Source organism: Gammaproteobacteria bacterium (genome assembly GCA_016705365.1).
GTDB lineage: Bacteria > Pseudomonadota > Gammaproteobacteria > Pseudomonadales > UBA5518 > UBA5518.
The window spans coordinates 1405555-1428515 of sequence record JADIYI010000008.1; the positions used below are offsets into that span (position 1 = coordinate 1405555).

Genomic DNA, 22961 nt, shown 5'->3' on the forward strand with positions numbered 1-22961 from the left:
GTCTTCATCCCGCCATCCGGTGATGGGCGAGCTGCAATGCTTTCTCGATAATCTTGTCCATTTCGTCGGTGGAAAGCGGGATCCCGCGCGCGCCCTTCAGCTCGTCATAGAGGTAGTCGTCGATCTCGTTCATGGTCCGGCGCTGGGCATCGAGATCATCCCAGTAGCCCACCTTGCGGTTGCGCCGGAAGATGTCCCACACCGCCATGGCCGCCTGGATGGCGATCGTCTGCGCCTGTTCGGCGTCGTTCAGGTGGTTCGCCAAAATGGGGCGCAGCAGGCCATAGACGGCGGCCGCGTCGGCGTCACCGTTTAGCGCGGGCGGCAGGTCGTCGCCCTTGCGGGAGACGACGGCATCCTTGATCGCGGTGACGCGCTGAAGGTATTCCAGATCGGACAGGCGCCTGGCGCGGTAATCATCGATGGCCTGCTGGATAAGCCTGGAGAACTTCTCGTAAAAGGCCGGGTCCTGCTCCAGTCGTTCGCTGATGGCACGCTTGGTGGCGTGGGCTATCGTGTCGGCTTTGGCGCCGAGGCTTTTTCCACTACCTGCGCCTAGCTCCTCCACCACCCTTTGGAATGCGGCCTCGTCGAAAATGTTCACTGGCGCGTTGATCTGCACCACCTCAGAGGCCGAGATGTGTGTGTCCAGCAGCTTCTGGATGCGCGGCTCGAAATCGCGATAATCCACCGACTCGGCGTAGCGCAGCTTCACCGCCGCCTTGAGATTGACGAAGCGCTTCAGGTCGTTCTTGTAGGCGCGCAGCTTCTGCTCGGGTGTCTCGGTGATGAAACGTTCGCTGGAGAGCGCGATCGCCAGTGTCTTGGCGTAGGCCGACAGCCGCTCGTAGAAATCGGCGCGCAGCTTCTCGTCAGCCAGCAGCTGTTCGAAGGCTTCCTCGTCCTGGCGGTTCTTCACTGCCTTGAACAGGTCCCATAATTCGGCATGGCGCTGCGCCAGCGCCCTGGTTTCTTCATGGATCGAGGTCAGCGCACCTTCGAGATCCGCCGCCTCGAATCCTTCCAAAGCGCTGTAGGTGGTCAGCGCCTGGTCCAGTTCGCCCAGCACGCCCACGTAGTCGATGACGTAGCCAAAGTCCTTGGCCTTGCTGCCGGATTCGTCCTCGTACAGGCGATTGACCCGGGCAATGGCCTGCAGCAAGGAATGGTCCTTGAGCCGGCGGGCCAGATAGAGCACCGTGTTGCGCGGTGCATCGAAGCCGGTCAGCAGCTTGTCCACCACGATCAGGATTTCCGGCTCGTCACCGAACTTGAAGGCGTTGACGATCTGCTTGTTATAGTCCTCCTCCGAGCCGTAGCGCTTCATCATGCGCTGCCAGAAGGCCACTACCGCATCGGCGGATTCCTCGGCGTCGATTTCGTCGAAGCCTTCGCGCTCGTCGGGTGGCGAGATGATCACCTCGCTGGTGACCGCGCCCAGCTCATCCAGGAATGCCTTGTAGCGCAGCGCGGCCGCCTTGTTGGGCGCAACCAGCTGCGCCTTGAAGCCGGTACCCTGCCAGTTCTGGCGGTAATGCTCGCTGATATCGAAGGCGCGCATGTAAATCACCTGCTCGGCCTTGTTGAGCATTTCCGCGCGGGCGTACTTCTTTTTGAGATCCGCCTTCTGCTGGTCTGTCAGCCCCTGGGTGTGACGCTCGAACCAGATGTCGATGGCGGCCTGGTTCTGCTCCAGTTCCACCATGCGGCCTTCGTAGAGCAGCGGCACGATGGCGCCGTCGGCTACCGCCTGGTCGATGGCATAGGTGTGGATCACGCCGCCGAACCTGGCCACATCGCTCTTCTCGCGCGTCAACAGCGGCGTGCCGGTGAAGCCGATGTAGCAGGCATTGGGAAACATCTGACGCATGCGCGCCGAGTAGCCGCCGAGCTGGGTGCGCTGGGTTTCGTCCACGAGCACGAAGATATCGGGCGAGGCATCGCTGAATTTCTTGTAGGCCAGCGCCTTGTCGAACTTGTGCACCAGGGTGGTGACGATGTGCGACTTTCCATCGGCCACGAGATCCACGAGATGACGGCCGCTCTCGGCCCGGTCGGGCGAGAGGCCGCAGGCGGCAAAGGTGTTGCCGAGCTGCTTGTCCAGGTCCACGCGGTCGGTCACCAGCACGATGCGCGGATTGCGGATGGCTGGCTCCAGCGCCAACGCGCGGGCCAGCATCACCATGGTCAGCGATTTGCCCGAGCCCTGGGTATGCCAGACGATGCCGCCCCGGCGCTTGCCACTGTCGTCCGTCTGTTTGACTCGCGCGAGCACCTCGCGGATGGCGAACACCTGCTGGTAGCGCGCGATCTTGCGCACACCGCCGTCGAACACGGTGAAGGCCCAGGCCATCTCCAGCAGGCGCTCGGGGCGGCACAGCGCGTAGAGCGCGCGATCCTGTGCGGTCACCTGGCGGGCGACCAGGTAGGGCGCGATCTCCTCGCGCACGCCCAGTTCCGCAAATGCCAGATCGAACAGCGAGGCCTTGACCGATTCCGGCAGCGGACGGTCCAAGAGCGGCGAAATCGCGACGTTCGCGATGTCTTCTTTCCACTTCGACCAGAACTTGGCCGGGGTGCCAGTGGTGGCGTAGCGGGCCTCGTTCTTGTTCATCGCCAGCACGGTCTGCACATAGGTGAACAGGCGCGGGATGTACTCGTCGCGCTGGTTGCGGATGGTCTGCGAGATGGCCTGTGCCACCTCGACCTTGGGCGACTTGCATTCGATCACCGCGAAGGGAATGCCGTTGACGAACAGCACGATGTCGGGCCGACAGGTCTCGACGCTGCGGGTGCGCTCCACCGCGAACTCGGCAGCCACGTGATAGACGTTGTTGTCCGGGTCGCGCCAATCCACGTAGTTCAGGGTGAAGCTCTTCAGGTCGCCCTCGATGGACTGTTCCAGCGCCACGCCCAATGTCAGCAAGTCGTAGACCGCCTCGTTGGTCTTGAGCAGGCCGTCGTACTTGACGTGCTTCAGCCGCTGGATGGCGCTCTGGATGTTCTCCTCGCTGAAGAGGTAGCTGCCGCCCTTGTGCAGGATGCGGTTCAGCTTCTTTAGCTGCTCGCGCAGGATTTCTTCCAGCAGGACGTTGGCGGCCCTGCCGCCCCGCGCAGCCAACGCCTCGGCGGGTGTCAGATACTGGAAGCCCAGATTGACCAGCACCTGCAGGGCAGGAATCTGGGAGAGGTGTTTTTCGTCGAAGCGGAAGCTGTCCATGACTCAAATCCCCAGCATGCCGCCAACGGGCGGCAGTAGGCGATTGATCGTGGCTTCCGCCTGAATGGAATTACCAGAACGTTCTTGGGACTGCGCAAGCGATGCGAGCTGTTTCAGGCGGCTTACTGCATCCTGCTTCCATTGCGGTGCTGACCAGTCGGCCATTAAGGAGTTAGCGGCCTGAATGAAGTAGTCTGCCAATTGACGAGAGGCAAGCAACCCAAAAAAGCCATATCCCTGGCCAGCAATATGTTGTTCCAGTGCATAGGACTCGAATGGGTACTTCGCCGTGGCGTTCCAGTATTTCATGGCTCGGATCAGCGGCTTGATGAGATTGCCGTTGGCCTGATTCGCGCTGCTCAGTGTCTGGTTGAAACCGTTCGGGTCGGTATCCTGCCAACTCTGATAACCGGAGCCTTTGCCTGGGATCTGCAGGTCGCTGAACCAGTTCCGCACGGCGGGCACCAGCTCGAAGCGAATATGGTTGAGTTCCAGCACTACAGTTGGGTGCGATTGCGCCACTTCGGAGCGGGCGTACTTGATCTCTGTAAAACGACGCAGACGGTCCAGGTAGCTTTGCGGCTGCAACCCGCTGTCCGAAAAGATGGTGGCCCACTGACGGAACTGGGTGCCGCGCGGGGAGCGCACCCGGTAGCCGACGGCCAGGATCATGTCGAGGCTGTAAGCCTTTGTTTTGTAGCTCTTCCCGTCACTGGCAGTTGTCAAGTATTCCTTGACGACTGCCGCTGACAGCTCACCCTCGGCCAGGATGTTCTTGATGTGCAGGCTGATGTTCTGCTTTGAGGTATCAAACAGGGTTGCCATTTCCAGCTGGGTCAGCCAGACGCTGCCGCCCTCGGCACGCAGCTGAATGACGGCGCTGCCATCCTCTGCGGTGTAGAGGATCAGTTCGCCGCCGCTCACTTTTTCTTCTCCAGCTTCTTCTTGCTCTTTTCGATCTGCTGGATGCTGGCCTCGGGCGTGGGCAGAAACTCGGGCATGGTGCCACCCAAGTCGGCAATGGTCTGGCGCACCTTCTGACCAACCTCGAAGTGGGTCTGATTGGCCTTCTGCTTGCCGCGCACATGGTCCCGACGCAACTTCTCCTCTGTCTGGGTGGCGCGGAACAGGTTGGCGGCCAGCTCCGTACTGCCCATGTGGTCGAGGATTTTCTGGCTCTTCTTGAGGCCCTTGGCGGAATGAATGTCCTTGGCACCGCGCCCGCCATACAGACCCTTGTACCCGTGATCCTGGAAGATGGCGTAGTCCAGCGGCGTTTCCACACCGGCATCCTTGGCAGCGGCCGCCAGGTGCTTGTTGTGGGTGGCCAGCTCGTTGCGGATAGCCAGACGCTTGTCGTCCTCGCTGAGTCGGGCGAAAGTCTCGTTATCGCGCAGCTCCTGGCGGCGGGTCTGCAGGGCGAAGTAGGTCTGGCCGTTGGCGATGACCGGCTTGGCCGGATCGCCGTTCTGCACGATCAGGTAGCAGGCGTAGCGGGGCAGGCGGATGTCGGTCACCTGGCGTTTGGCGCCCGAGCCGATTTCGACCATACCGAGGACATCCTCGAAATGGTCGGCCTCGGGGTGGCCGCTGTTGCGGCAGGCTTCCTTGGCCCGTTCGATTACCGGCAGGAAGTGGCGGTATTCCGAGTACTCCAGCACGCGGGCAAGCTGGCGCGCCATCCAGTATTCGTTGCCGTCGGCATCGAACTGGCGGATGCTCTCGAAGGTCTGGTGGTGCTGGTCGACGATGGGTTTGCCGGTTTTTTTCATACGCCCAGCTCCTTCAAGTATTGCTTCATACGCGTGCGCACCTCTACCAGCTCTCCCTCTAGGCGTTCGATCTCCAGCTCCACGGCGGCGACATCGATCTCTTCCTCTTCCTCGAAGGTATCCACATAGCGCGGGATGTTGAGGTTGAAGTCGTTATCGGCAATCTCCTGCAGGCCCGCGACGTGGGCGTACTTGTCCATCGGCTGACGGGCGCGGAAGGTGGTCAGCACCCTGGCCCTGTGCTCGTCGAGCAGGACGTTCTGGTTCTTGCCGCTCTGGTAGTCGCGGCTGGCGTCGATGAACAGCACCTCCTGGCAGGCCTCGCGGGCGCCACCCTTTTCGCGGGCGCGGTCGAACACCAAGATGGCGACCGGGATCGAGGTGGTGGGGAACAGGTTGCCCGGCAGGCCGATGACGGCATCGAGCAGGTTCTCCTCGATCAGGGCGCGGCGGATGCGGCCCTCGGCACCGCCCCGGAACAGCACGCCGTGCGGTACCACTACGGCCACGCGGCCTTCCTGCGGCAGCGCGGTTTCGATCATGTGGGTGACGAAGGCGTAGTCACCTTTGGACTTGGGTGGCAGGCCGCGCCAGAAGCGGTTGTAGCGATCCGCTTGGGCTTCACTGGCACCCCATTTGTCGAGCCTGAAGGGCGGATTGGCCACCACTACGTTGAAGCGCATCAGGCGATCGGCCTCCACCAGCGCCGGGCTGTTGAGGGTGTCGCCCCATTCGATGCGCGCGGCATCCTTGCCGTGCAGGAACATGTTCATGCGCGCCAGTGCCCAGGTGCTGCCGTTGACCTCCTGGCCGAACAGGGCGAAATCGCGGCTGCCTTGCGCCTCGACCAGCGCGGCGGCTTCGATCAGCAGACCGCCGGCGCCGCAGGTGGGGTCGCAGATGCGGTCGCCGGGCTTGGGAGTCGCCAGTTGCGCCAGCAGCTTCGACACCTGCTTGGGTGTGTAGAACTCGCCGGCCTTCTTGCCGGCGTCGGAGGCGAAGCGCTCGATCAGGTAGATATAGGTGTCGCCGATTACGTCTTCGGAGACGCGCGACGGGCGCAGGTCCAGCTTGGCGAAATCACCCAGCAGGTTTTCCAGGCGGCGGTTGCGGTCCTTGGTTTTGCCTAGATTGGCTTCTGAGTTGAAGTCGATATTGCGGAACACGCCTTCGAGCTTGGCCTTGTTGGCCTCCTCGATGTGGTCGAGCACGATGTTGATCAGCTCGCCCAGGTTGGCCGCCTTGCGCCGCTCGTACAGAGCGTGGAAGTCGGCCAGAAAGCGGTCGGTGATTTCGCCGGTTTTCTCGTCCTTGAACTCGACGTAGGGCAGGGTGAAGCGCTCGCGCTCCAGCTTGCGGCGGATGCGCTCTTCGTTGTTGCCGTACTCCTTCTGGTACTCGGCATAGTGGTCGGCCCACTGGTCGCTTATGTATTTCAGGAACAGCATCACCAGGATGTAGTCCTTGTACTGCGCCGGATCGATGACGCCGCGAAATGTGTCGCAGGCGGCCCAGGCCGTGTTGTTGACGTCTTGTTGGGTGAGCTGGTCGGTCATGGGGTGGTCTCGTGGGCAATCTTCATCAGAAGGTGGGTGGTCACGCGTTGGCGCAGGGCGGCGATCTGTGCCAGCAGCGATTGTTCCTGTTCGGCCAAGGCGGCGGCCTGCACGATGCTTCGCTGCGCGGCCAGTGCGGGCAGCGGCACGTCCAGCACCTTGAGGGCTTCGGCGCTGATCATCCGTACCGAGGTGCCCTCGGCCAGCGCTCCCAGTTGGGCCTGGGTGGCCGGTGCGTTGATGTACCAGCACAGATACTCGGGCAGCACGCCGTGGGGCCGGATCAGCAGCATCGGCGCCGTGAGCACCGCCGAAGCGATCCCGTCCAGCACCAGTGCCGCGCCATTGCTGCGGCCGCGCGAGCGAAAGAGTAGATCGCCCGCGCGCAGCAGGTGGTGGGTCTTGCCCTTGGGCAGCGCCACCCTGATGGCATCCTCGGCATGCAGCAGATTGGCGTCGTCGATGTCCTTCATCTGGATCACCGTGACATCGCCCTGTGGGTCGTGCTCGAGGCGCGCCCGGAAGGGGTATCCCATCTGTACTTCCGCTAGTCTTCCTAGGTGCATATCTGCAAAAACGTCGTTACGACATAAGATGAAAGCGGCATATTAGCGCTGAAATTACGCGCTGTAAATATGCAGTAAAGGCGTTTCTACTAAATATAAAACAAGAAAGAGGAAATCGTTCGCGCAATGATGACTAACTCGCCTTCCAAGCACATCGGAGTCAGCGCTGCCCAAATTGGGTAGGTCTCTACCTGTTGTGGGGGGTATGGCTTACTAGACGAATGCCGCGCTACGCGCCCAGCTAAGTGTTTCTGACATACGGTCGGCGCCAAGCACTTGCAAATCAGGCGGACATCATGCCCCTCAGTCGTAGAGCATCCACTCCCGTCGCTGCTCGCGCCAGGTGTTCTCGTCGGGCTCTGCCATGGAGTCGAGATCGGCCGGCGTGGCCGCGGCATCGTCGACCCATTCGCGCAGCAGCGTGCTGCCGTTGATCAGGTCGATCGCAAGGCGTCCGCTCTCGTACTCGTAGGGAAAATCGCGCCACAGCGGATAGTCGGGACGCAGGCTTCGCAAGGCTTTGAATGCCAGCGCCTGCACGCGCCATGGACGAAACGCCGCGTGATCGTAGTGCAGCGGATCCTCGACGTGGATCTGCACGCCGTTACACAGCTGTCCGGCGTGCTTGTGGAAGGTCGGCTCGAACCAGCACTCGCGCAGCCTGCAACCGTGCAGCCAGCCGGGCGCAAGCGCTTGCATCGCGCGGATCAGCGCCCGCGCATCGATGTCCGGCGCGCCGAACAACTCCAGCGGGCGGGTGGTGCCGCGACCCTCCGAGAGCGTGGTGCCCTCCAGCATCACGGTACCGGCATAGGCGCGTGCCATCGACAGGTTCGGCGCGTTCGGGCTCGGGTTCACCCAGCTGCGCTCGCCGAGCGGCCATCCGTAGCCGGGCCCGGTGTCGGGCTGCCAGCCCTGCATCGTGATGATCTTGCATTCGACATCGAGAGCGAGTGTCGCGACAAAGCAGCGCGCCAGCTCGCCCATCGTCAGGCCGTGGCGCATCGGCAGCGGACCGGCGCCGACGAAACTCTCCCAGCCCGCGCGCAGCAAGGTTCCCTCGACCGGGCGCCCGGCGGGGTTCGGGCGATCCAGCACCCATACCGTCTTGCGGTGTCGCGCCGCCTCTTCCAGCACGTAGCGCAGCGTGGTGATGAAGGTGTAGATGCGACAACCCAGATCCTGCAGATCGATCAGGATCAGGTCGAAGTGATCCATCATCGCCGTGGTGGGCCGGCGCACTTCGCCATACAGGCTGAACACCGGGATGCGATGCAGCGGATCGATGAAATCGGTCGACTCGACCATGTTGTCCTGCTTGTCGCCGCGCAAACCGTGCTGTGGCCCGAAAGCTGCCGCCAGCCGCAGATCGGGCAGCGCGGCCAGCGCATCGAGCGAGTGTTCGAGCTCGCGTGTCACCGAGGCCGGATGGGCCAGCAGCGCGATGCGCTTGCCGGCCAGCGGGCGACGCAGGGCCGCATCCTCCAGCAGCCGGTCGAGTCCGAAGCGGATCGGATCAGTCATGGGTGTTCTCCGCCTTTGGCGGCGCGAGTTCGAGCACGAACCCGCCGCGATGATGAAAATCGGGCTGCGGCGCGGGGTGGTGCAACGCCCAATGCTCCAGCTCGCCATCGGCGTGCTCGATCACGGCGCAAAGCCCGATGCACAGTTTGCCGCCGGCGCCGCCCGAGGGCAGCAGCGCTGCCGGCAGCACGGCTTCGAGCCCCAGTTCCTGCACCGATCGCTCGATGTGCAGCAGCGGTGCCGTCGTGGCGACGAAGCCGGCATCGCGCTCGCGCCAGGCGCTGAACGCGTACACCGCCCATTGCCCGGACGGCGAGAAATTGAACTCGTGATAAGCCGCCTCGCCTGGTGTCGCGACAAAGGCCTCGAAGCAGGTGTGCTGCCACAATCCGTCGGCTGCGCACCCGCCGCGCGGTTGCGGAATCACCACGCGCCACAGATCCGCTGCCAGGCGGTAGCGGATCGCGATGGAGCCGTCGGCCAGCCAGCGTACGCTGGCGCTGAGTTCGCGTACCGCCATCCGGTGCGCCTCGTCGCGCCCCGTGCCGGAGGATGGTGTGAATGCATGGAGCCTGGCAACGCAGGGTGAATCGATGATCGTCATTGCGTTCAACCGCATATCCTCGAAGCCCAGCCGGCAGTTTAGCTTCTCGCCCGCCAGCCCGGCGCGATTGCGGACAGACGCTAGTGCGCATCCTCATGCATATGACGCGCGCGGTAGGCCACGAATTGCTCCCGCAACTCAGCTTCGCTCAATCCGAATTCATCCGCCGCATAGACGTGCATCGGTCGCGTATCCCGGGAATTCGCGGCCATCCACGCCGCGAGGCGTGCCTGGTTGGCCGAATCCGCGGCCAATCCGATGACGGCCAGCACCCGCATGCCCACCGCGACCGGGTCACTCCGGAGTTCCGCGTAACGGATGTCGATGAAGCGCCGTTCGCCGAGACGATCGCGCGTGGCCATGAAATCGGCGAGATTGCGCGCGAGGCGCCGGCTCCAGTGGGCACCGATGCACCGGCGATCGAGCCGATCGGTATTGGGTGCGGACAGCGTGTCGACCAGGCTGCACCACGACACGACGGTCTGCACCGGATCGCGGTGCGGCATCACGATGCTGGCCTCGGGAAACACTTCGGTCAGCGCGGGCAGTGCGCTCAGATGCTGCGGCGTTTTCAGGATCCATTTCTTCTGCCGCCGCGACGAATCCTGCAACGTCAGTGCCTGCAGCACCTCCCGCAGTTCGCGGTACGCAGGCCCCTGGTCGGCCTGTTCCATCCAGCGCGCATAGGAGGGCACATTCATGAAGCTTTCGGGCGCCGATGACACGAAGCTCTGCTCGAGCAGCATCACTTCCTCGTCGGCGGCGAACGCGTCCATCGGATGGATCGACAGCAGATCCGGTGCGGCCTCGAGCATCGCCGCCACCGCGGCGCGCGCGATCTCGCGTCGTTGTTCCGCCTGACCGGGAACCTCGCCGGGCAGCGGCACCGGGTTGAGCGTTTCCCACCAGTACACCGCGGTGGCTCCCTCGGCCGCGGCGAGCAGACGCTGCAGCAGCGTCGAGCCGCTGCGACCGAGACCCACGATCACGCAACCCACATCGACCGGCTCGTCGCGGATGCCGGGGTTGCGGTTCACGAAGTCGCGGATACGCAAGCGGTTCACCAGCCCCGTCAGGATGCGCTCACCCTGGATTTGTCGTCCAGTGGCGTTCAGCGCGGCTTCCTCGCGCATCGAACGCAGCAGTACCTCGAGCGGTTCGCGGAACCACGGATCGCCGAAGTCATCGAGTCCCGTGCGCCTGCGCGCCTCGGAAATCAAAAGCTCTGTTTGCAGGTCCATATTCGTATCGTGTTCTTTCAGTGACAGTAAACTCAATGCGCCGGCTCGAGGCTGAGCCGTGCGCACAATAGATCGGCGGCGGCATGCGGATCGAGGCGGCAGGCCGCGACGTCGGCCAGTACGGCGGCCGCGTCCGGGCGCGCGAGCGCGGTCTCGAGAATCTTCCTGGTGGCCGCGTCGCGCAGCAATTTCACGAACACCTCGTGAGCGCGGTGCGCGCGCCGGGTCTCGAAGGCGCCACTTGCGCGCAGGAACTCCGCATGCCGGTCGAGTACGTCGACGATTCCCGCGCCGCCTTCGCCGCGGGTCGCTACCGCCTGCAGCACCGGCGGCTTCCAGGCATCGACGGGTGCGGCATGCTCGCGCAGGTGCAGCGCCATCTCGAGCTGACGCAGCGTCTGCAACGCGCCCTCGCGATCGGCCTTGTTCAGCACGAACAGATCGCCCGCTTCCATCAGACCGGCCTTGATCGCCTGGATCTCGTCACCGAGCCCCGGGGCGGAGACGATGATCGTGGAGTGCGCCAGCGCGACGATCTCGATCTCGTCCTGCCCCACGCCCACGGTCTCGACGAAGATCACCTCGTAGCCCATGGCGTCCAGCACCAGCATCGCGTCGTAGCTGGCGCGCGCCAGACCACCGAGCTGCCCGCGGGTACCCATCGAGCGGATGAACACACCCTCATCGGCGGCATGGCGCTGCATCCGCACGCGGTCCCCGAGAATCGCACCCCCGGTGAAGGGGCTGGAGGGGTCGACCGCGACCACGCCGACGCGCCGGCCGCGCTGGCGCTGTTCCGTGATCAGCATGTCGACCAGCGTCGATTTGCCGACTCCGCCGGGGCCGGTGATACCCACGAGATGCGCGCGACCGGTATGCGGATATATCCCGGCGAGCGCGGCGCGCCCGCGCGGGTCAGCGTCCTCGAGCCAGCGGATCAGCCGCGCGCCCGCGGCCACCTGACCCGCCAGCACCGCGGATACCACATCCGTGCTCATGAGTGTGCGTCGCGATCCTGCGCGCCATGCCACTCGTTGAGGTAGTCGATGATCTCGCGCGTGTCGGCGCCCATCGTGAAGACGCGCGCGACGCCCGCCTCGCGCAGCGCCGCCTGGTCCTCTTCGGGAATGACCCCTCCCACGATCAGCAGCTTGTCGCCGCCGGCCTTCTCGCGCAGCAGCCGGGCCAGAAGCGGGATATTGCGCATATGTCCGGCGGAGAGCGAGGAGATGCCGACCACGTCGACGTCTTCCTGGATCGCGGTGTTTGCAACCATCTCCGGGGTCTGCTTGAGTCCCGTGAAGATCACTTCCATGCCGGCGTCGCGCAGCGCGTGCGCGATCACGGTGACGCCGACGGTATGGGTATCGAGACCGAGCTTGGCCAGCAGCACGCGGATGGGAGCCTGCGCCATGCTCACACTCCCGCCGTCTGGCTGTCGGGATGATGCATGCCGAACACCTCGCGCATCGCATCGCAGAGTTCACCGTGGGTGGCGTAGAGCCTGACCGCCGCAAGGCAGGGCTCGACCAGGTTGGTGCCCGAGCGCGCGGCTTCGCGCACTTTTTCCAGTGCGGCCCGTACCGCGACGTTGTCGCGTCGCGCGCGCAGCGCCTGAAGTTTCTGCACCTGCTGCGTCTCCATCTCGTCGTCGAGGCGCCAGATCTCGAGCTCGCGCTTCGGTTCGGGCACCACCAGGTGGTTCACGCCGACCAGCTTGCGCTTGCCTTCCTCCATCTCGCGCTGGCGACGGTACTGCTCGTTGCCCAGTTCACGCTGGAAATAGCCCTGCTCGATCGCCTGCAGCGCGCCGCCCATGTTCACGATCCTGTCGATCTCGGCAAAAGACTCCTCCTCGATGCGCTTGGTCAGCGACTCGACGTAGTACGAGCCGGCCAGCGGGTCGATGGTGTCGGCCACGCCGGTCTCGTGCGCGACCAGGTGCTGGATCGCGGCACCGACGCGGATCGCTTCCTCCGCGGGCAATGCGTGCGCTTCGTCGTGCAGCGGCGTGGTCATGGTTTCGCCGGCACCGGCCAGCGCGCATGCGGTCGCCATGATCGCGAGCCGTCCGATGTTGTTCATCGGTTGTTGCAGTGTCAGCGAGCTGGTACTGGGGGATGTCATCACGCGCAGCTTCATCGCCTCGGGGCGCGTCGCGCCGTAACGCTCCTTCATCAGCCGTGCCCACACCTTGCGGAAGGCACGCAGCTTGCAGATGCCTTCGAAGAAATCCATGTCGACGTTGATCACGAAATGGAAATACGGCGCCACCGTGTCGATGTCGAAGCCGCGCGCGAGCATAGCGTCGATATAGGCCATCGCGATCGTGACCGAGAATGCGAGCTCCTGCACCACGTTTGCGCGTGCCGGTTGCAGCTGCGCGGCAATGATCGAGATCGGCTGCCAGTGCGGATGGTGGCGCACGATGTACTCGAAGCAGTCGGTGGCGATACGCAATCCATGGGTGGGCGGGTAGATGTAGCGCCCGACGCAGGTGTACTCGATCAGGATGCCGTTGACGATGTGCAGCGCGAGCTGGCGCGGGTCTACTCCCTTCTTCTCCAGTGCCGCGATGATCATCGCGAGGTTCACCGGCTGCGGCGCATTGCATACGCTCATCAGGTACTTCAGCTTGTCGAAGGGGAGGTCGAAGGCCTCTTCGAGATCTTCCAGGCTGTCGAGCGCCATGCCGGCACGGCCCACCTCGCCGGCCACCAGGGGGTTGTCGCTGTCGTAGCCGTTGGTGGTCGGCAGGTCGTATTCGAGGATGAGCCCCTGCAGGCCCTGGTCGAGCATGTAGCGCGCGCGCTTGGCCCATGCCATGCCCTTGCCAAAGCCGGTGACCTGCGCCATGGTCCACAAGCGCGAGCGGTTGCCGTTGGCATCCACGCCGCGCGTGAACGGATATTCGCCGGGGAAGCCCGCATCCGTGGCGTAATCGAAGCCGCTTTCGGCGAGATCGAGCGGTGTATACAGTGGCTTGATCTCCCAGTCCATGGTCTGGGTACGGAAGGAGTCCTTGCGCTCGCCCTGTGCGCCGACGACAGGAGCGCGCGTATCCGATTGCCAGCGCGCTTCCTGCTCCCGCAACGCCGCGATCCGCTCGCTATCCGATTCGTCCGCGGCCGTCTTCAAGTCGATCGCCGCGGCTTGTTCGATTCTGCCCATGTCAATTCCTCCCGAATACGTGCATTGCCATCATAGCCATCGAGCGTTGTTGCGCCAGTGCCATCGGGGATGCCCGCTCATCCGCCCGGCGAAAAAAGGGGCGAGCCAGCCAGACTGCCTCACCCCTCGGACATGCGCCACCCATCAGAAGTTCTTGTGCACCTGCAGCGCGACCATCCAAAAGACATCGAGCACTGCCGCCGGTTCGATTGCCGCAACTGCAACCGGGGACAAACGATGATAGGTAGCGCTTGCCCGGGTGGCGAGCAGCTCCTGCCGCGAAGGCTTGATATACGGGACTTGATAGCCGATATTTCGGGCCATTGTAGGTCCGTGTCGGCTACCCGCAGCGAGAGAATGCAAATGAAAGGAAGCAGCGAACGCCAGTTGCCCGGCCTGCTCCGCGCACTGAAGGTACAGTTGCGCGCCAGCGGGCTGCGTCAGCGGGATCTCGCGGCGCACCTCGGTGTGGGCTTCTCGACGGTGAAGCGCTGGCTCGCGGGCGATGGGCTGGACGCCCAGCGGCTCGAAGACCTGTGCGAACTGGCCGGGATCTCGCTCGCGGAACTGGTCGAGCTCGCCGCGAGCGAGTTACCCGACAGGATCACCCGGTTCACGCCGCATCAGGAACAGGTGCTGGCACGCGACCCGCGCCTGTTCTTTCTGTTCTTTTCGCTGCTGAACGGGCGCGGCGCGGACGAATGCGCACTGGAGCTTGGCATATCGAGCGCGGACCTCGCCGCGATGCTCCAGCGCCTCGCGCGTCTTGCGCTGATCCGCGTATTTCCGGATTCTCGGGTGCGGGTGCTGGCCGCGCGTGACATCTCCTGGCGCAAGAGCGGGCCGCTGGCGCGCCATTTCGAGATCCGCAAGCGCTTCGTCGATATTTCGATGCGCGACGCCGACACGCTCTACATGCCGGATTTCTTCCGCCTCTCGGGCCACGGCGTCGCGCAGGTGCACCAGCTGTACGAAAGCTTCCGCCGCGAGCTGCATCGCATCGCGGATGCCGACCAGCGCGCGGTCGCCGGGGATCTTGCTTGGCACGGCGCGCTGTTCCTGATGCGCCCGCTCGACATGACGGCCATTCGCGCGTCTTTCAATGCGGCTCCCGTTGACGCGACGTCGGATTGAGCACCCGCGCCCGCGCTATTGCATGCGTGGGCAGCGCTGGATGAAAATCCGGTTCGAATCGAAATGCCGTCGCCGATGTGGCGTCTGACCAAAGCCATGACGCACCCGCCAGCGAGGCTCCACCTTTGAATCTGTCAACGATCGAACCGCGCCATGCAACAAGCCCTGCTCGTGGTGCACTGCTCGTCCTGCTGCTGTTCTTCGCCTACATGCTGTCCTTCCTCGACCGTCAACTGATAGCGCTGATGGTCGATCCGATCAAGCGCGATCTCGGCCTCGGTGACCTGCAGTTTTCGCTGCTGCACGGGCTCGGTTTCGGGGTTTTCTTTGCGCTCGCAGGCTTGCCGATTGCGATCGCGGCCGATCGGTTCAGCCGCACACGGATCATCGCCGCAGGCGTCGCGGGCTGGTCTGCGGCGACATGCCTGTGCGGCCTGGCGCAGAGCTTTGCCGCGCTGTTCCTGTGTCGTATCGGCGTTGGCGTCGGCGAGGCAACGCTCGCGCCCGCCGCCTATTCGTTGCTGGCCGACAGCTTCGACCGGCGCCGCCTCCCGATCGCAATGGCCGTATTCTCGGCCGGCAGTACGCTCGGCAGCGGATTTGCTCTGCTTGCGGGCGGAAAACTGCTCGCCGCGCTGGCACATCTCGAGGAGCTGGGTACCGGCTGGAGTACCGCGTTCAAACCGTGGCAAATGGCTTTCCTTGTCGCGGGTATCCCGGGCTTCGCGCTCGCGGCGCTCATGCTGCTGCTGCGTGAGCCGCCGCGTTCGGGGGCAGTGCCGCAGACGCATTGGCGGGCGCATATCGGCGCGGCTTTCGCGCATATGCGGGTACAGCTGCGGATGTACGGCGGTCTCACCGCATGCATCACGTTGACCACCGCGCTGAGTTCGGGCTTCCTGATGTGGTTCCCGGCATTGCTGATGCGCACGCACGGACTCGACGTCGAGCAGGCCGGCTGGCATTTCGGTGCCCGCTTCGCCGTGTTTGCAACGGCAGGTGTTCTGGCCGGGGGCTGGTGCGTGAGCTGGCTGCAGGCGCGCATCGGGCAGCGGGCCTATTGTCGGTTCATCGCGGCGGCGGTCGCCACCGCGGGCGTGGCCTATGCGCTGGCAGGCGCAGCCGCCTCCGCGACCGCGGCGCTTGCCTGGGTATCGCTGGCCATATTCGCGGTGCAATCGCTGGCCGGGGTATCGGTTTCCGCTCTGCAGCTGATAACACCCCCCGGGATCCGGGCACAGGTTTCAGCGGTATTCCTGCTGTGCGTGAACTTGTTGGGCTACGGACTCGGTGCTCCGCTGGTCGCCGCGGCGAGCACGCTGGTTTTTGCCGGAAGCAACACGCTCGGTCCAGCGCTGGCATTGGTTGCGGTGCTGCTGGCGCCCCTGGCGCTGATCGCCATCGCGAGCGCCGCCCGGCCATTTTCCCGGGCACGCATGCATGTTGCCCCGGCGCAGTGAGCGGCCGTTACACGCCGAAGCGTTGTTGCACATGCCGTCGCCGCTGCGCGATGGCGCCACACGGCAGGTACCTCCGCGGCTGGGAAAAAGGCGGGGGATCGTCCCCGCCCATGCCTGTCAGAATTGATAGGTCAGATCCAGGCCGTAACTGCGCGGTTCGCCCCACGCCCGATAGGTGCCAAAGCCGGGAGCATTGATGAAAGAGTACTCCTCATCGGTGATGTTTTTGCCCCAGATCGCTGCCTTCACGTAGCCTTTACTGAGCCCGGGAATCTCATCGAGCGTGAGTCGCGCGTTGAGCAGGCCATAATCGTCGATCGTATATTCACCGAAGTTGGTTGAGACCGAGCTGTATTTGTCATCCTGCCACGTGTAGTTCAGGTTGGCGATGAGCTGCCCGATGCAGGTTCTTGCAATATCGTAGGTCGCATCGAGTGTGTAGCTGTTTTCCGGTGCGTTTATGAAGGCGAAATTGTTGGTCACGTTTTGTCCCAACCCGTCGATGATCTTGTCGTAGCCGGCATCGAGATAGCCGTACTGCAATGACAGCACCAGCCCCTCGGCGACCATGGCGCTCAACTCCAGCTCGGCGCCATTGATGGTGGCCTTTCCGGCGTTCAGTACATCCGACTTGCTGGGATCGCTGATGTCGGACTGGGCGTTGATCTGGATATCATCGTACTCGGCCCGGAATACCGCGAGATTGGCGCGCAGGCGGTTGTCGAGCCACTGGGACTTGATGCCCGCCTCATATGAAATCAGCGTCTCCGGGTCAAAGCCGTTCTCGAAGAAGGCGATGGTCGATGCGCGGATGTTGAAGCCGCCGGTCTTGTAGCCCTCGACCACCTTGGCGTAGATATTGGCGCTGTCGTTCAGATCCCAGGTCACCGTCAGCGCCGGGCTGACGTGGTCGAAATCCTGATCACCTGCACCGTTCTGGACACTGGCCGGCAGGATGAAGCCCGGGCTGACATCGGTGAAATCACCGGGGTTGTTGAATACCAGCAGCTGGTTGTAGCGCTCCAATTCTGCCTGGCGGTCGTCCTTGGACCAGCGTGCACCGAGCGTGATATGCAGGCGCTGGTCGAGCTGAACCGGTGTGTAGGTGCCCTGGCCAAATACCGCTGCCGCCTTGTTTTCCGTGTCGGTGTCGGAGTACTGGCGGATACCGAAATTCGGCAGCCAGGTGGAGATCTGGCCGTCGCCCTGCTCCTCGAAATAATACGCTCCCAGTAGGTATTCGAGGCGTCCGTCCAGCGCGCTACCCAGCAGCTGCAGTTCCTGGCTCCACTGGTCCTGGTCGACATCGTTGTCGATGAATAACGGCGTGTTGGGTCGGCCGGTACCGGACAGGTAATCCTGATAGACGTAGCTGTCGAGGTCACGGTAAGCGGTGATGGAGCGCAGTGTGAGCCCGTCGTGCAACTGCCAGTTGATGGTGACCTGGTGGCCCATCGTCGTTATATCACTCGGTTTGATCAGCTGATTGCCATCATGGCTGGTGCTGGGCCTTTGCGGTGCGACACCCGGAGTCGTTCCCGCCAGGTAGAAGGGGGAGTCCTCGAGCTTCGAGCGATCGAATGCATAGCGAATATCGACAGCGTCATTGGGCCTGAAAAGCAGGTCGATGCGCTGCGCATCCCGGTCCTCGCCTCCGTAGGTATCCTCACCGTTGGCCGTATTCCTGACGAAACCATCTTTGCTGGAGTCCAGGTAGAACAGCCGTGCCGCAAAGGTGTCGCCCACCGGAACGTTGAGCATGGTGCGTGAACGAAACTCGTCGCGGCGGCCAAAGGTCAGTTGCTGGCTGAAGCCCCACTGTTCGAGTTCCGGCGCCCTGGTAATGAAGTTGATTGCGCCGCCGGTCGCGTTGCGTCCATAGAGGATGCCCTGTGGGCCACGCAACACCTCGATGCGCTCGATATCGGCGACTTCCACGCCCATCCCCTGGTTGCGTCCGACGTAAACGCCATCCATGTATACCGCAACACTGGGATCCTGGGTGATCTGATCATCGAAATTGCCGACTCCGCGGATGAAGATGCGTGGTATGGCGCCGCTGTTGGAATGAGGCGTTATCTGCAGGTTTGGAATATTGCTGCCCAGGTCATTGATATCGCTGATGCCGAGATTCTCGAGTTGCGCGGGGCCCAGGGCCACAATGGAGATCGGTGTATCCTGCAGCGACTCCTCGCGCTTCTGTGCCGTCACCACGATTTCCTCCAGCCCGGCCGATTGCGCCAGCGCTGCTGAAGGCAGTGCGGGCGCGAGCAGCGATAACGAAGCCGCCGCGAACATGGAGGATGTGAGGATGGATCGTTTTTTCATGCGTGCAGTCTCCTTCGGTTTTTCAATTGTCGATTCAGGTCCGGCTTGCCGCGAAGTTTGTCGCTCCCCGGCTGAGCGGCACAGCGATAACAACGCGCGGTTCAGGAATCCGGGGGAAAATCCGCACCGAGCGTCACGCTCTCCCACGCATCCAGCATGGCGTTCACCTGCAGCAGCTTGGCGCGGTAACTCTCGAGCACCATGCGTCCGAGCAGCAGTTGCGCCGGTGGATCTTCACTCGCCGCGAGAGCGAGCACGGCCTCGGCGGCGCGCGCGGGGTCGCCCGGCTGGGTGCCGTCTGTCCGCGCCACGAATTCGCGCCGCTCACCCACCGTTGCCATATAGGCCGTGAGCGGAGCGGTGGTCTGGCGCAGCGAGCGCCCCGCCCAATCGGTGCGGAACGGCCCCGGCGCGACCGCGGTCACGTGTATCCCGAAAGGTTTCAGCTCCTTGCCCAGCGCCTCGCTCAGGGCTTCCAGCGCATACTTGCTGCAACTGTAGTAACCGGTGCCGGCGTTCGCCATCAGCCCGGCCTGCGAGGACATGTTGATCACGCGCCCGCGTCCACGTGCGCGCATGCCCGGCAGTACCGCCCTGCACATGTTCAACGCACCGAAGAAATTCGTCTCGAACAGGCTGCGCACCTCGTGCTCCTCGCCCTCTTCGATGGCGGCGAGATATCCGTAGCCGGCATTGTTCACCAGTACGTCGATGCCCCCGCACCGGTGCTCGGATTCGGCGACCACCTGGGCAATCTGCCGCGCATCGGTTACGTCCAGTTCGAGCGCCAGTGCATTAGCCGGATAATCGTGCACAAAATCGTCGAGTTGGTGCACATCGCGCGCCGTCACCACGACACGCATGCCGCGCGCCAGCGCAGCCCGCGCGATATGCCGACCGAGACCGCTGGAGCAGCCGGTGATCAGCCAGACCGGGGAATTCGCCACGGCTTGCTCCGCGGATGCGTGCACGGTCGGCATCAACCGTCCGCGAGGCGGCGCAGATAGCCGCGCGCTCGCTCGGCAAGCTGCAGCTTGCGTTCCTCTGCGGTCACCGAACGTGTTGCGGCAGGCAAAGCCCCTTCCAGTTCATCGAGTTTCACGAGCCTGGTTTCCGCCGCGACGCGCCCGGCGGGTCGACCTCCCGGGAATTCCGCCCAGCGAGCCGTGATGATCCCTTCGTGCAGATCGCAGGGATCGACCCAGTTGTACGCGCCCGGGTCCTGCATGGAGATGACGAAGGTATAGGTGCCGTCGCGATTCGGCACGGACTGCGCCTTGTTCAGGCTCGCGGTGCGATGGATGATGTCGTTCGTGGTGCCCCAGATGTTGGTGATCGGCACGACGAAGTATTCCGCCTGCGATATGTGCATCGTCAGGATCAGCGCCTCATCGTCGGCGATGCGGAAATGACCGAGATGGTAGAACTGGTTGCGCAGGGCGCCGTCGGTGTCGCGGTCGATCGTGAAATCGATGATGTTTTCCGGGCGCTCGAGCGCCTGCGCGTTCCAGCGCAGCGTGTTATCCGCGTATTCGCGCATGAAGCGCGCCGTGAGCGTGGTTTTTTCCTCGATTGTGCGGGGTGCCCGCGTCGGCGGGCCCAGCTTCTCGATCTCGAGGATGTTCGGTGTGTCCAGAGCCCAGTCGGCGATCACGTCGCGGATATAGAACTCGCGCGAGGCCGCGGTACTCTGGATATGATTCGGCCGTCCGTCACTCGGATCGCTGTTGACGGTGAGCGTGAAACTGCCGTCGGCTTCGGTGACGATGTCCTTGCCGTTGAACACCGCACCGGAATTGAAGGTGCCGTCCCACAATGCGAAATAATTCTCCGGGAGCCGCCGTGGCGGCACGCGTCCGTGGATCAGGTAGCGCTCGTTGCCGTCGATGGGGATCACCCGGTAGATGCTGTCCGGGTTGTCGAGGCCGTAGCGTGAACCCGGAACAGCCAGATCACCGATCCGGTGCGCCAGTCGTGTGGTCGTGACCACCCGCGGGTATTGTGGATCCTGATTCAGCGACCATACGGTCGCACAATACATCACCTCGTCGAAGGCCCAATCGAAACACGAGCGCATGTCTGCACTGGGGCGTGCCTTTTCCAGCCAGTAGCGACGCACTTCCTCGCGCGTGCGTTGCACCAGCGGATGCCGCGCGATCTCCAGTGCTTCGAGTTCGATTTCCGCCTGCTCGGCGGTGGCGATCGGATTACGGGTAAAAGGCATCGAATGTTCCCCTGGCAGCTTGATTGCGGCAACCGCGACCCGCGCCGAGAGATGATAGGTAGCGCGTGCCCGGGTGGCGAGTCTCTGCTGTTGCGGAGGCTTGATATACGGGACCTGATGGCCGATATATCGAGCCATTTTGCGTGCGCGTCTGTCGCGCGCATCGCAACAACGGATGCCGCAGTTAGTATTGTCCCTCCGACTACCACGACGAGGATGTGACGATGCGAGGACTGCCACTGGTTTTGCCGTATTTCGCAACGCTGTTGCTGGCAGCCTGCGGGCAGGAAAGCCCGCCCGCAAGCGTCGCGCCGACGGAGCCGGTTTCCGAAGCCGCAGCACCGATAGCGGAGACGGCCGCAACGATTGCACCGCAAGCCGTCGCACCAGCGGCACGCCAGGCGCTCTACGGCGATCTGCACATCCACACCGCGCTGTCGGCGGATGCGTTCAGCACCGGCACGCGCACACTACCGGACGATGCCTATCGTTATGCCAAGGGAGAAGCGATAGCGCATGGCGCCGGTTTTAACGTGCAGCTGAAACGTCCGCTGGATTTTGCGGCAGTGACCGATCACTCGGAATACCTGGGCTCGATGCGCGAGTTCCTGAACCCCGCGAGTCCGTTGTCGCGGCTTCCACTGGCGAAGCTTTTCGCCAGCTCCGATCCGGTTGATGCCTTCAAGGCGTTGATGCAGATCGCGGACGACGCTTCGCACGATGGCAGCCTGGACAAGCTACTGAATCTGCCCGAGGTAAACCGCGCGGCTTGGCAGCAGGTCATCGCGGCCGCCGAGCGTCATAACGAGCCGGGCCGTTTCACCACGCTGATCGGCTATGAGTGGACCAGCACGCCGGACGAGATCAACCTGCACCGCAACGTGATCTTCCGCGGTTCGGCAGTACCGGAAATGCCCTTTTCGCGCCTTGACTCCGACAAGCCCGAGGACCTGTGGCGCTTTCTCGACGAGCAGCGCGCGAAGGGCATCGATGCCATGGCGATCCCGCACAACTCGAATGCCAGCGACGGCATGATGTGGGCGCGCACGGATTCATGGGGCCAGCCGGTGGATGCGGCCTGGGCACGCCAGCGCAGCCTCAACGAGCCGATAGCCGAGATCGTGCAGATCAAGGGACAGTCCGAGACGCACCCGCTGCTCTCGAGTGAGGACGAGTTCGCGAATTACGAGATATGGAACACGCGGATGTCGGGCGCGAAGATCCCGCGCGCCTCGAAGCCGGAGGGCAGCTATGTACGCGACGCGCTGAAGACCGGCCTCGTGCTCGGCGCCAGTCTCGGTGTAAATCCCTTTGACTTCGGCGTGATCGGTTCCAGCGATACTCACAACTCCGCGTCGCCGATCGAGGAGGACAACTACCACGGCAAGCTCACGCTGCTGGACGGCACCGCGCAAATGCGCGCGGACCGCTTCGCGCGCAGCGCCGAGGCCAGGGCGGCCGGGCGCATCACCACGTACAGCGCCGCCGGGCTCGCGGCGGTGTGGGCCGATGCCAATACGCGCGAGGCGATCTACGACGCGCTGCGGCGCAAGGAAAGTTTTGCGACCTCCGGCACGCGCATCAGCCTGCGTTTCTTCGCTGGCTGGGACCTGGCACCCGGGCTCACGCAGGCGCCGGATTTCGTCGCGCAGGCCTATGCAGCAGGCGTCGCGATGGGCTCGCACCTGCCAACGGCATCGAGCCCGCCCGCGGCGCCGCACTTCGCGGCGCTGGCGACGAAGGATCCGCTGGGTGCGAATCTGGACCGGGTGCAGATCATCAAGGGCTGGCTGGATGCCGCTGGCGAGGCACACGAGAAGATCTTTGATGTGGCGTGGGCCGGTGAGCGCATGATCGATGCGCTGAGCGGCAAGCTGCCGCCGGTGGGTTCGACCGTGGATGTGACAAACGCAAGCTACACCAACACCATCGGCGCGGCCGAGCTCGCCGCCGACTGGCAGGACCCGGAGTTCGATCCCGCCGCGCGTGCGTTCTACTACGTGCGCGTGCTGGAGATCCCGACCCCGCGCTGGTCGACCTACGATGCCGTGAAGCTCGGAACCGCGCCGCAGCAGCCCGCCGAGACCCAGGAACGCGCGTGGTCGTCCCCGATCTGGTACACGCCCGCCGGGTCGCTGCCCGGTTCCTGAAATCGGGCGCC

The 22961-nt window shown here is 63.7% G+C and carries 18 protein-coding genes; 3 read left to right on the forward strand and 15 right to left on the reverse strand.

From position 1 onward, the window contains the following. Nucleotides 1-4: 4 nt before the first annotated feature. The 12 genes from IPF49_14130 to IPF49_14185 all read right to left on the reverse strand — a co-directional run bounded on the left by IPF49_14130 (nt 5) and on the right by IPF49_14185 (nt 13978). Nucleotides 5-3220 (reverse strand): type I restriction endonuclease subunit R, encoded by a 3216-nt coding sequence (locus IPF49_14130; GenBank protein ID MBK6288741.1) that lies wholly within the window; start codon nt 3218-3220, stop codon nt 5-7. Nucleotides 3221-3223: 3 nt separating this feature from the next. Next, a complete protein-coding gene (locus tag IPF49_14135; protein MBK6288742.1) occupies nt 3224-4144 on the reverse strand; it encodes a virulence RhuM family protein in 921 nt (306 codons plus the stop codon). After that, a complete protein-coding gene (gene dinD, locus IPF49_14140; GenBank protein MBK6288743.1) occupies nt 4141-4992 on the reverse strand; it encodes a DNA damage-inducible protein D in 852 nt (283 codons plus the stop codon). The genes IPF49_14135 and dinD overlap by 4 nt, the downstream gene beginning before the upstream one ends. After that, nucleotides 4989-6548: a type I restriction-modification system subunit M gene (locus IPF49_14145; protein MBK6288744.1), complete on the reverse strand. Its 1560-nt coding sequence runs from the start codon at nt 6546-6548 to the stop codon at nt 4989-4991. Before IPF49_14145 ends, dinD begins: the two co-directional genes overlap by 4 nt. Further along, a complete protein-coding gene (locus tag IPF49_14150; GenBank protein MBK6288745.1) occupies nt 6545-7114 on the reverse strand; it encodes a restriction endonuclease subunit S in 570 nt (189 codons plus the stop codon). The genes IPF49_14145 and IPF49_14150 overlap by 4 nt, the downstream gene beginning before the upstream one ends. 303 nt (nt 7115-7417) lie before the next feature. Then, a complete protein-coding gene (locus IPF49_14155; protein ID MBK6288746.1) occupies nt 7418-8638 on the reverse strand; it encodes a DUF1343 domain-containing protein in 1221 nt (406 codons plus the stop codon). After that, nucleotides 8631-9251, reverse strand: a complete 621-nt coding sequence (locus tag IPF49_14160; protein ID MBK6288747.1) for a DOMON-like domain-containing protein — start codon at nt 9249-9251, stop codon at nt 8631-8633. Before IPF49_14160 ends, IPF49_14155 begins: the two co-directional genes overlap by 8 nt. A 71-nt stretch (nt 9252-9322) precedes the next feature. Then, nucleotides 9323-10483, reverse strand: a complete 1161-nt coding sequence (locus tag IPF49_14165; protein MBK6288748.1) for a sulfotransferase — start codon at nt 10481-10483, stop codon at nt 9323-9325. Nucleotides 10484-10515: 32 nt separating this feature from the next. Then, nucleotides 10516-11481, reverse strand: a complete 966-nt coding sequence (meaB, locus tag IPF49_14170) for a methylmalonyl Co-A mutase-associated GTPase MeaB (protein MBK6288749.1) — start codon at nt 11479-11481, stop codon at nt 10516-10518. Further along, nucleotides 11478-11897 (reverse strand): cobalamin B12-binding domain-containing protein, encoded by a 420-nt coding sequence (locus IPF49_14175; protein MBK6288750.1) that lies wholly within the window; start codon nt 11895-11897, stop codon nt 11478-11480. Before IPF49_14175 ends, meaB begins: the two co-directional genes overlap by 4 nt. Before the next feature lie 2 nt (nt 11898-11899). Further along, nucleotides 11900-13654: a methylmalonyl-CoA mutase gene (locus IPF49_14180; GenBank protein ID MBK6288751.1), complete on the reverse strand. Its 1755-nt coding sequence runs from the start codon at nt 13652-13654 to the stop codon at nt 11900-11902. A 144-nt stretch (nt 13655-13798) separates the two neighbouring features. Then, the gene (locus IPF49_14185; GenBank protein ID MBK6288752.1) at nt 13799-13978 is read right to left on the reverse strand and encodes a hypothetical protein; all 180 of its coding nucleotides are present in this window, start codon (nt 13976-13978) and stop codon (nt 13799-13801) included. A gap of 39 nt (nt 13979-14017) precedes the next feature. On the opposite strand from IPF49_14185, the gene IPF49_14190 reads away from it, so the two are divergent. Beyond that, on the forward strand, nt 14018-14788 hold the full coding sequence (locus IPF49_14190) for a helix-turn-helix transcriptional regulator (protein MBK6288753.1): 771 nt from the start codon (nt 14018-14020) through the stop codon (nt 14786-14788). Nucleotides 14789-14913: 125 nt separating this feature from the next. Further along, nucleotides 14914-16248 (forward strand): MFS transporter, encoded by a 1335-nt coding sequence (locus IPF49_14195; GenBank protein MBK6288754.1) that lies wholly within the window; start codon nt 14914-14916, stop codon nt 16246-16248. Between the two features lie 117 nt (nt 16249-16365). Here the strand turns inward: IPF49_14195 and IPF49_14200 are convergent, their stop codons facing one another. From IPF49_14200 to IPF49_14210, 3 genes are all read right to left on the reverse strand, one after another. Then, the gene (locus tag IPF49_14200; GenBank protein MBK6288755.1) at nt 16366-18576 is read right to left on the reverse strand and encodes a TonB-dependent receptor; all 2211 of its coding nucleotides are present in this window, start codon (nt 18574-18576) and stop codon (nt 16366-16368) included. A gap of 101 nt (nt 18577-18677) precedes the next feature. Beyond that, complete coding sequence (locus tag IPF49_14205) at nt 18678-19556, reverse strand: SDR family NAD(P)-dependent oxidoreductase (GenBank protein ID MBK6288756.1); 879 nt, start codon at nt 19554-19556, stop codon at nt 18678-18680. Next, complete coding sequence (locus IPF49_14210; protein MBK6288757.1) at nt 19556-20800, reverse strand: hypothetical protein; 1245 nt, start codon at nt 20798-20800, stop codon at nt 19556-19558. The genes IPF49_14205 and IPF49_14210 overlap by 1 nt, the downstream gene beginning before the upstream one ends. A 224-nt stretch (nt 20801-21024) precedes the next feature. Here IPF49_14210 and IPF49_14215 point away from each other — a divergent pair, with 224 nt between their 5' ends. Continuing rightward, entirely contained in the window at nt 21025-22950 is a 1926-nt protein-coding gene (locus IPF49_14215) for a DUF3604 domain-containing protein (GenBank protein MBK6288758.1), read from the forward strand. Nucleotides 22951-22961 lie beyond the last annotated feature (11 nt).

Coding starts and splice junctions, on each gene's coding strand:
- IPF49_14130 (MBK6288741.1), bottom strand. CDS start 3,220: ATGGACAGCTTCCGCTTCGACGAAAAACACCTCTCCCAGATTCCTGCC.
- dinD (MBK6288743.1), bottom strand. CDS start 4,992: ATGAAAAAAACCGGCAAACCCATCGTCGACCAGCACCACCAGACCTTC.
- IPF49_14145 (MBK6288744.1), bottom strand. CDS start 6,548: ATGACCGACCAGCTCACCCAACAAGACGTCAACAACACGGCCTGGGCC.
- IPF49_14150 (MBK6288745.1), bottom strand. CDS start 7,114: ATGCACCTAGGAAGACTAGCGGAAGTACAGATGGGATACCCCTTCCGG.
- IPF49_14155 (MBK6288746.1), bottom strand. CDS start 8,638: ATGACTGATCCGATCCGCTTCGGACTCGACCGGCTGCTGGAGGATGCG.
- IPF49_14165 (MBK6288748.1), bottom strand. CDS start 10,483: ATGGACCTGCAAACAGAGCTTTTGATTTCCGAGGCGCGCAGGCGCACG.
- meaB (MBK6288749.1), bottom strand. CDS start 11,481: ATGAGCACGGATGTGGTATCCGCGGTGCTGGCGGGTCAGGTGGCCGCG.
- IPF49_14175 (MBK6288750.1), bottom strand. CDS start 11,897: ATGGCGCAGGCTCCCATCCGCGTGCTGCTGGCCAAGCTCGGTCTCGAT.
- IPF49_14180 (MBK6288751.1), bottom strand. CDS start 13,654: ATGGGCAGAATCGAACAAGCCGCGGCGATCGACTTGAAGACGGCCGCG.
- IPF49_14185 (MBK6288752.1), bottom strand. CDS start 13,978: ATGGCCCGAAATATCGGCTATCAAGTCCCGTATATCAAGCCTTCGCGG.
- IPF49_14190 (MBK6288753.1), top strand. CDS start 14,018: ATGAAAGGAAGCAGCGAACGCCAGTTGCCCGGCCTGCTCCGCGCACTG.
- IPF49_14200 (MBK6288755.1), bottom strand. CDS start 18,576: ATGAAAAAACGATCCATCCTCACATCCTCCATGTTCGCGGCGGCTTCG.
- IPF49_14205 (MBK6288756.1), bottom strand. CDS start 19,556: ATGCCGACCGTGCACGCATCCGCGGAGCAAGCCGTGGCGAATTCCCCG.
- IPF49_14210 (MBK6288757.1), bottom strand. CDS start 20,800: ATGCCTTTTACCCGTAATCCGATCGCCACCGCCGAGCAGGCGGAAATC.
- IPF49_14215 (MBK6288758.1), top strand. CDS start 21,025: ATGCGAGGACTGCCACTGGTTTTGCCGTATTTCGCAACGCTGTTGCTG.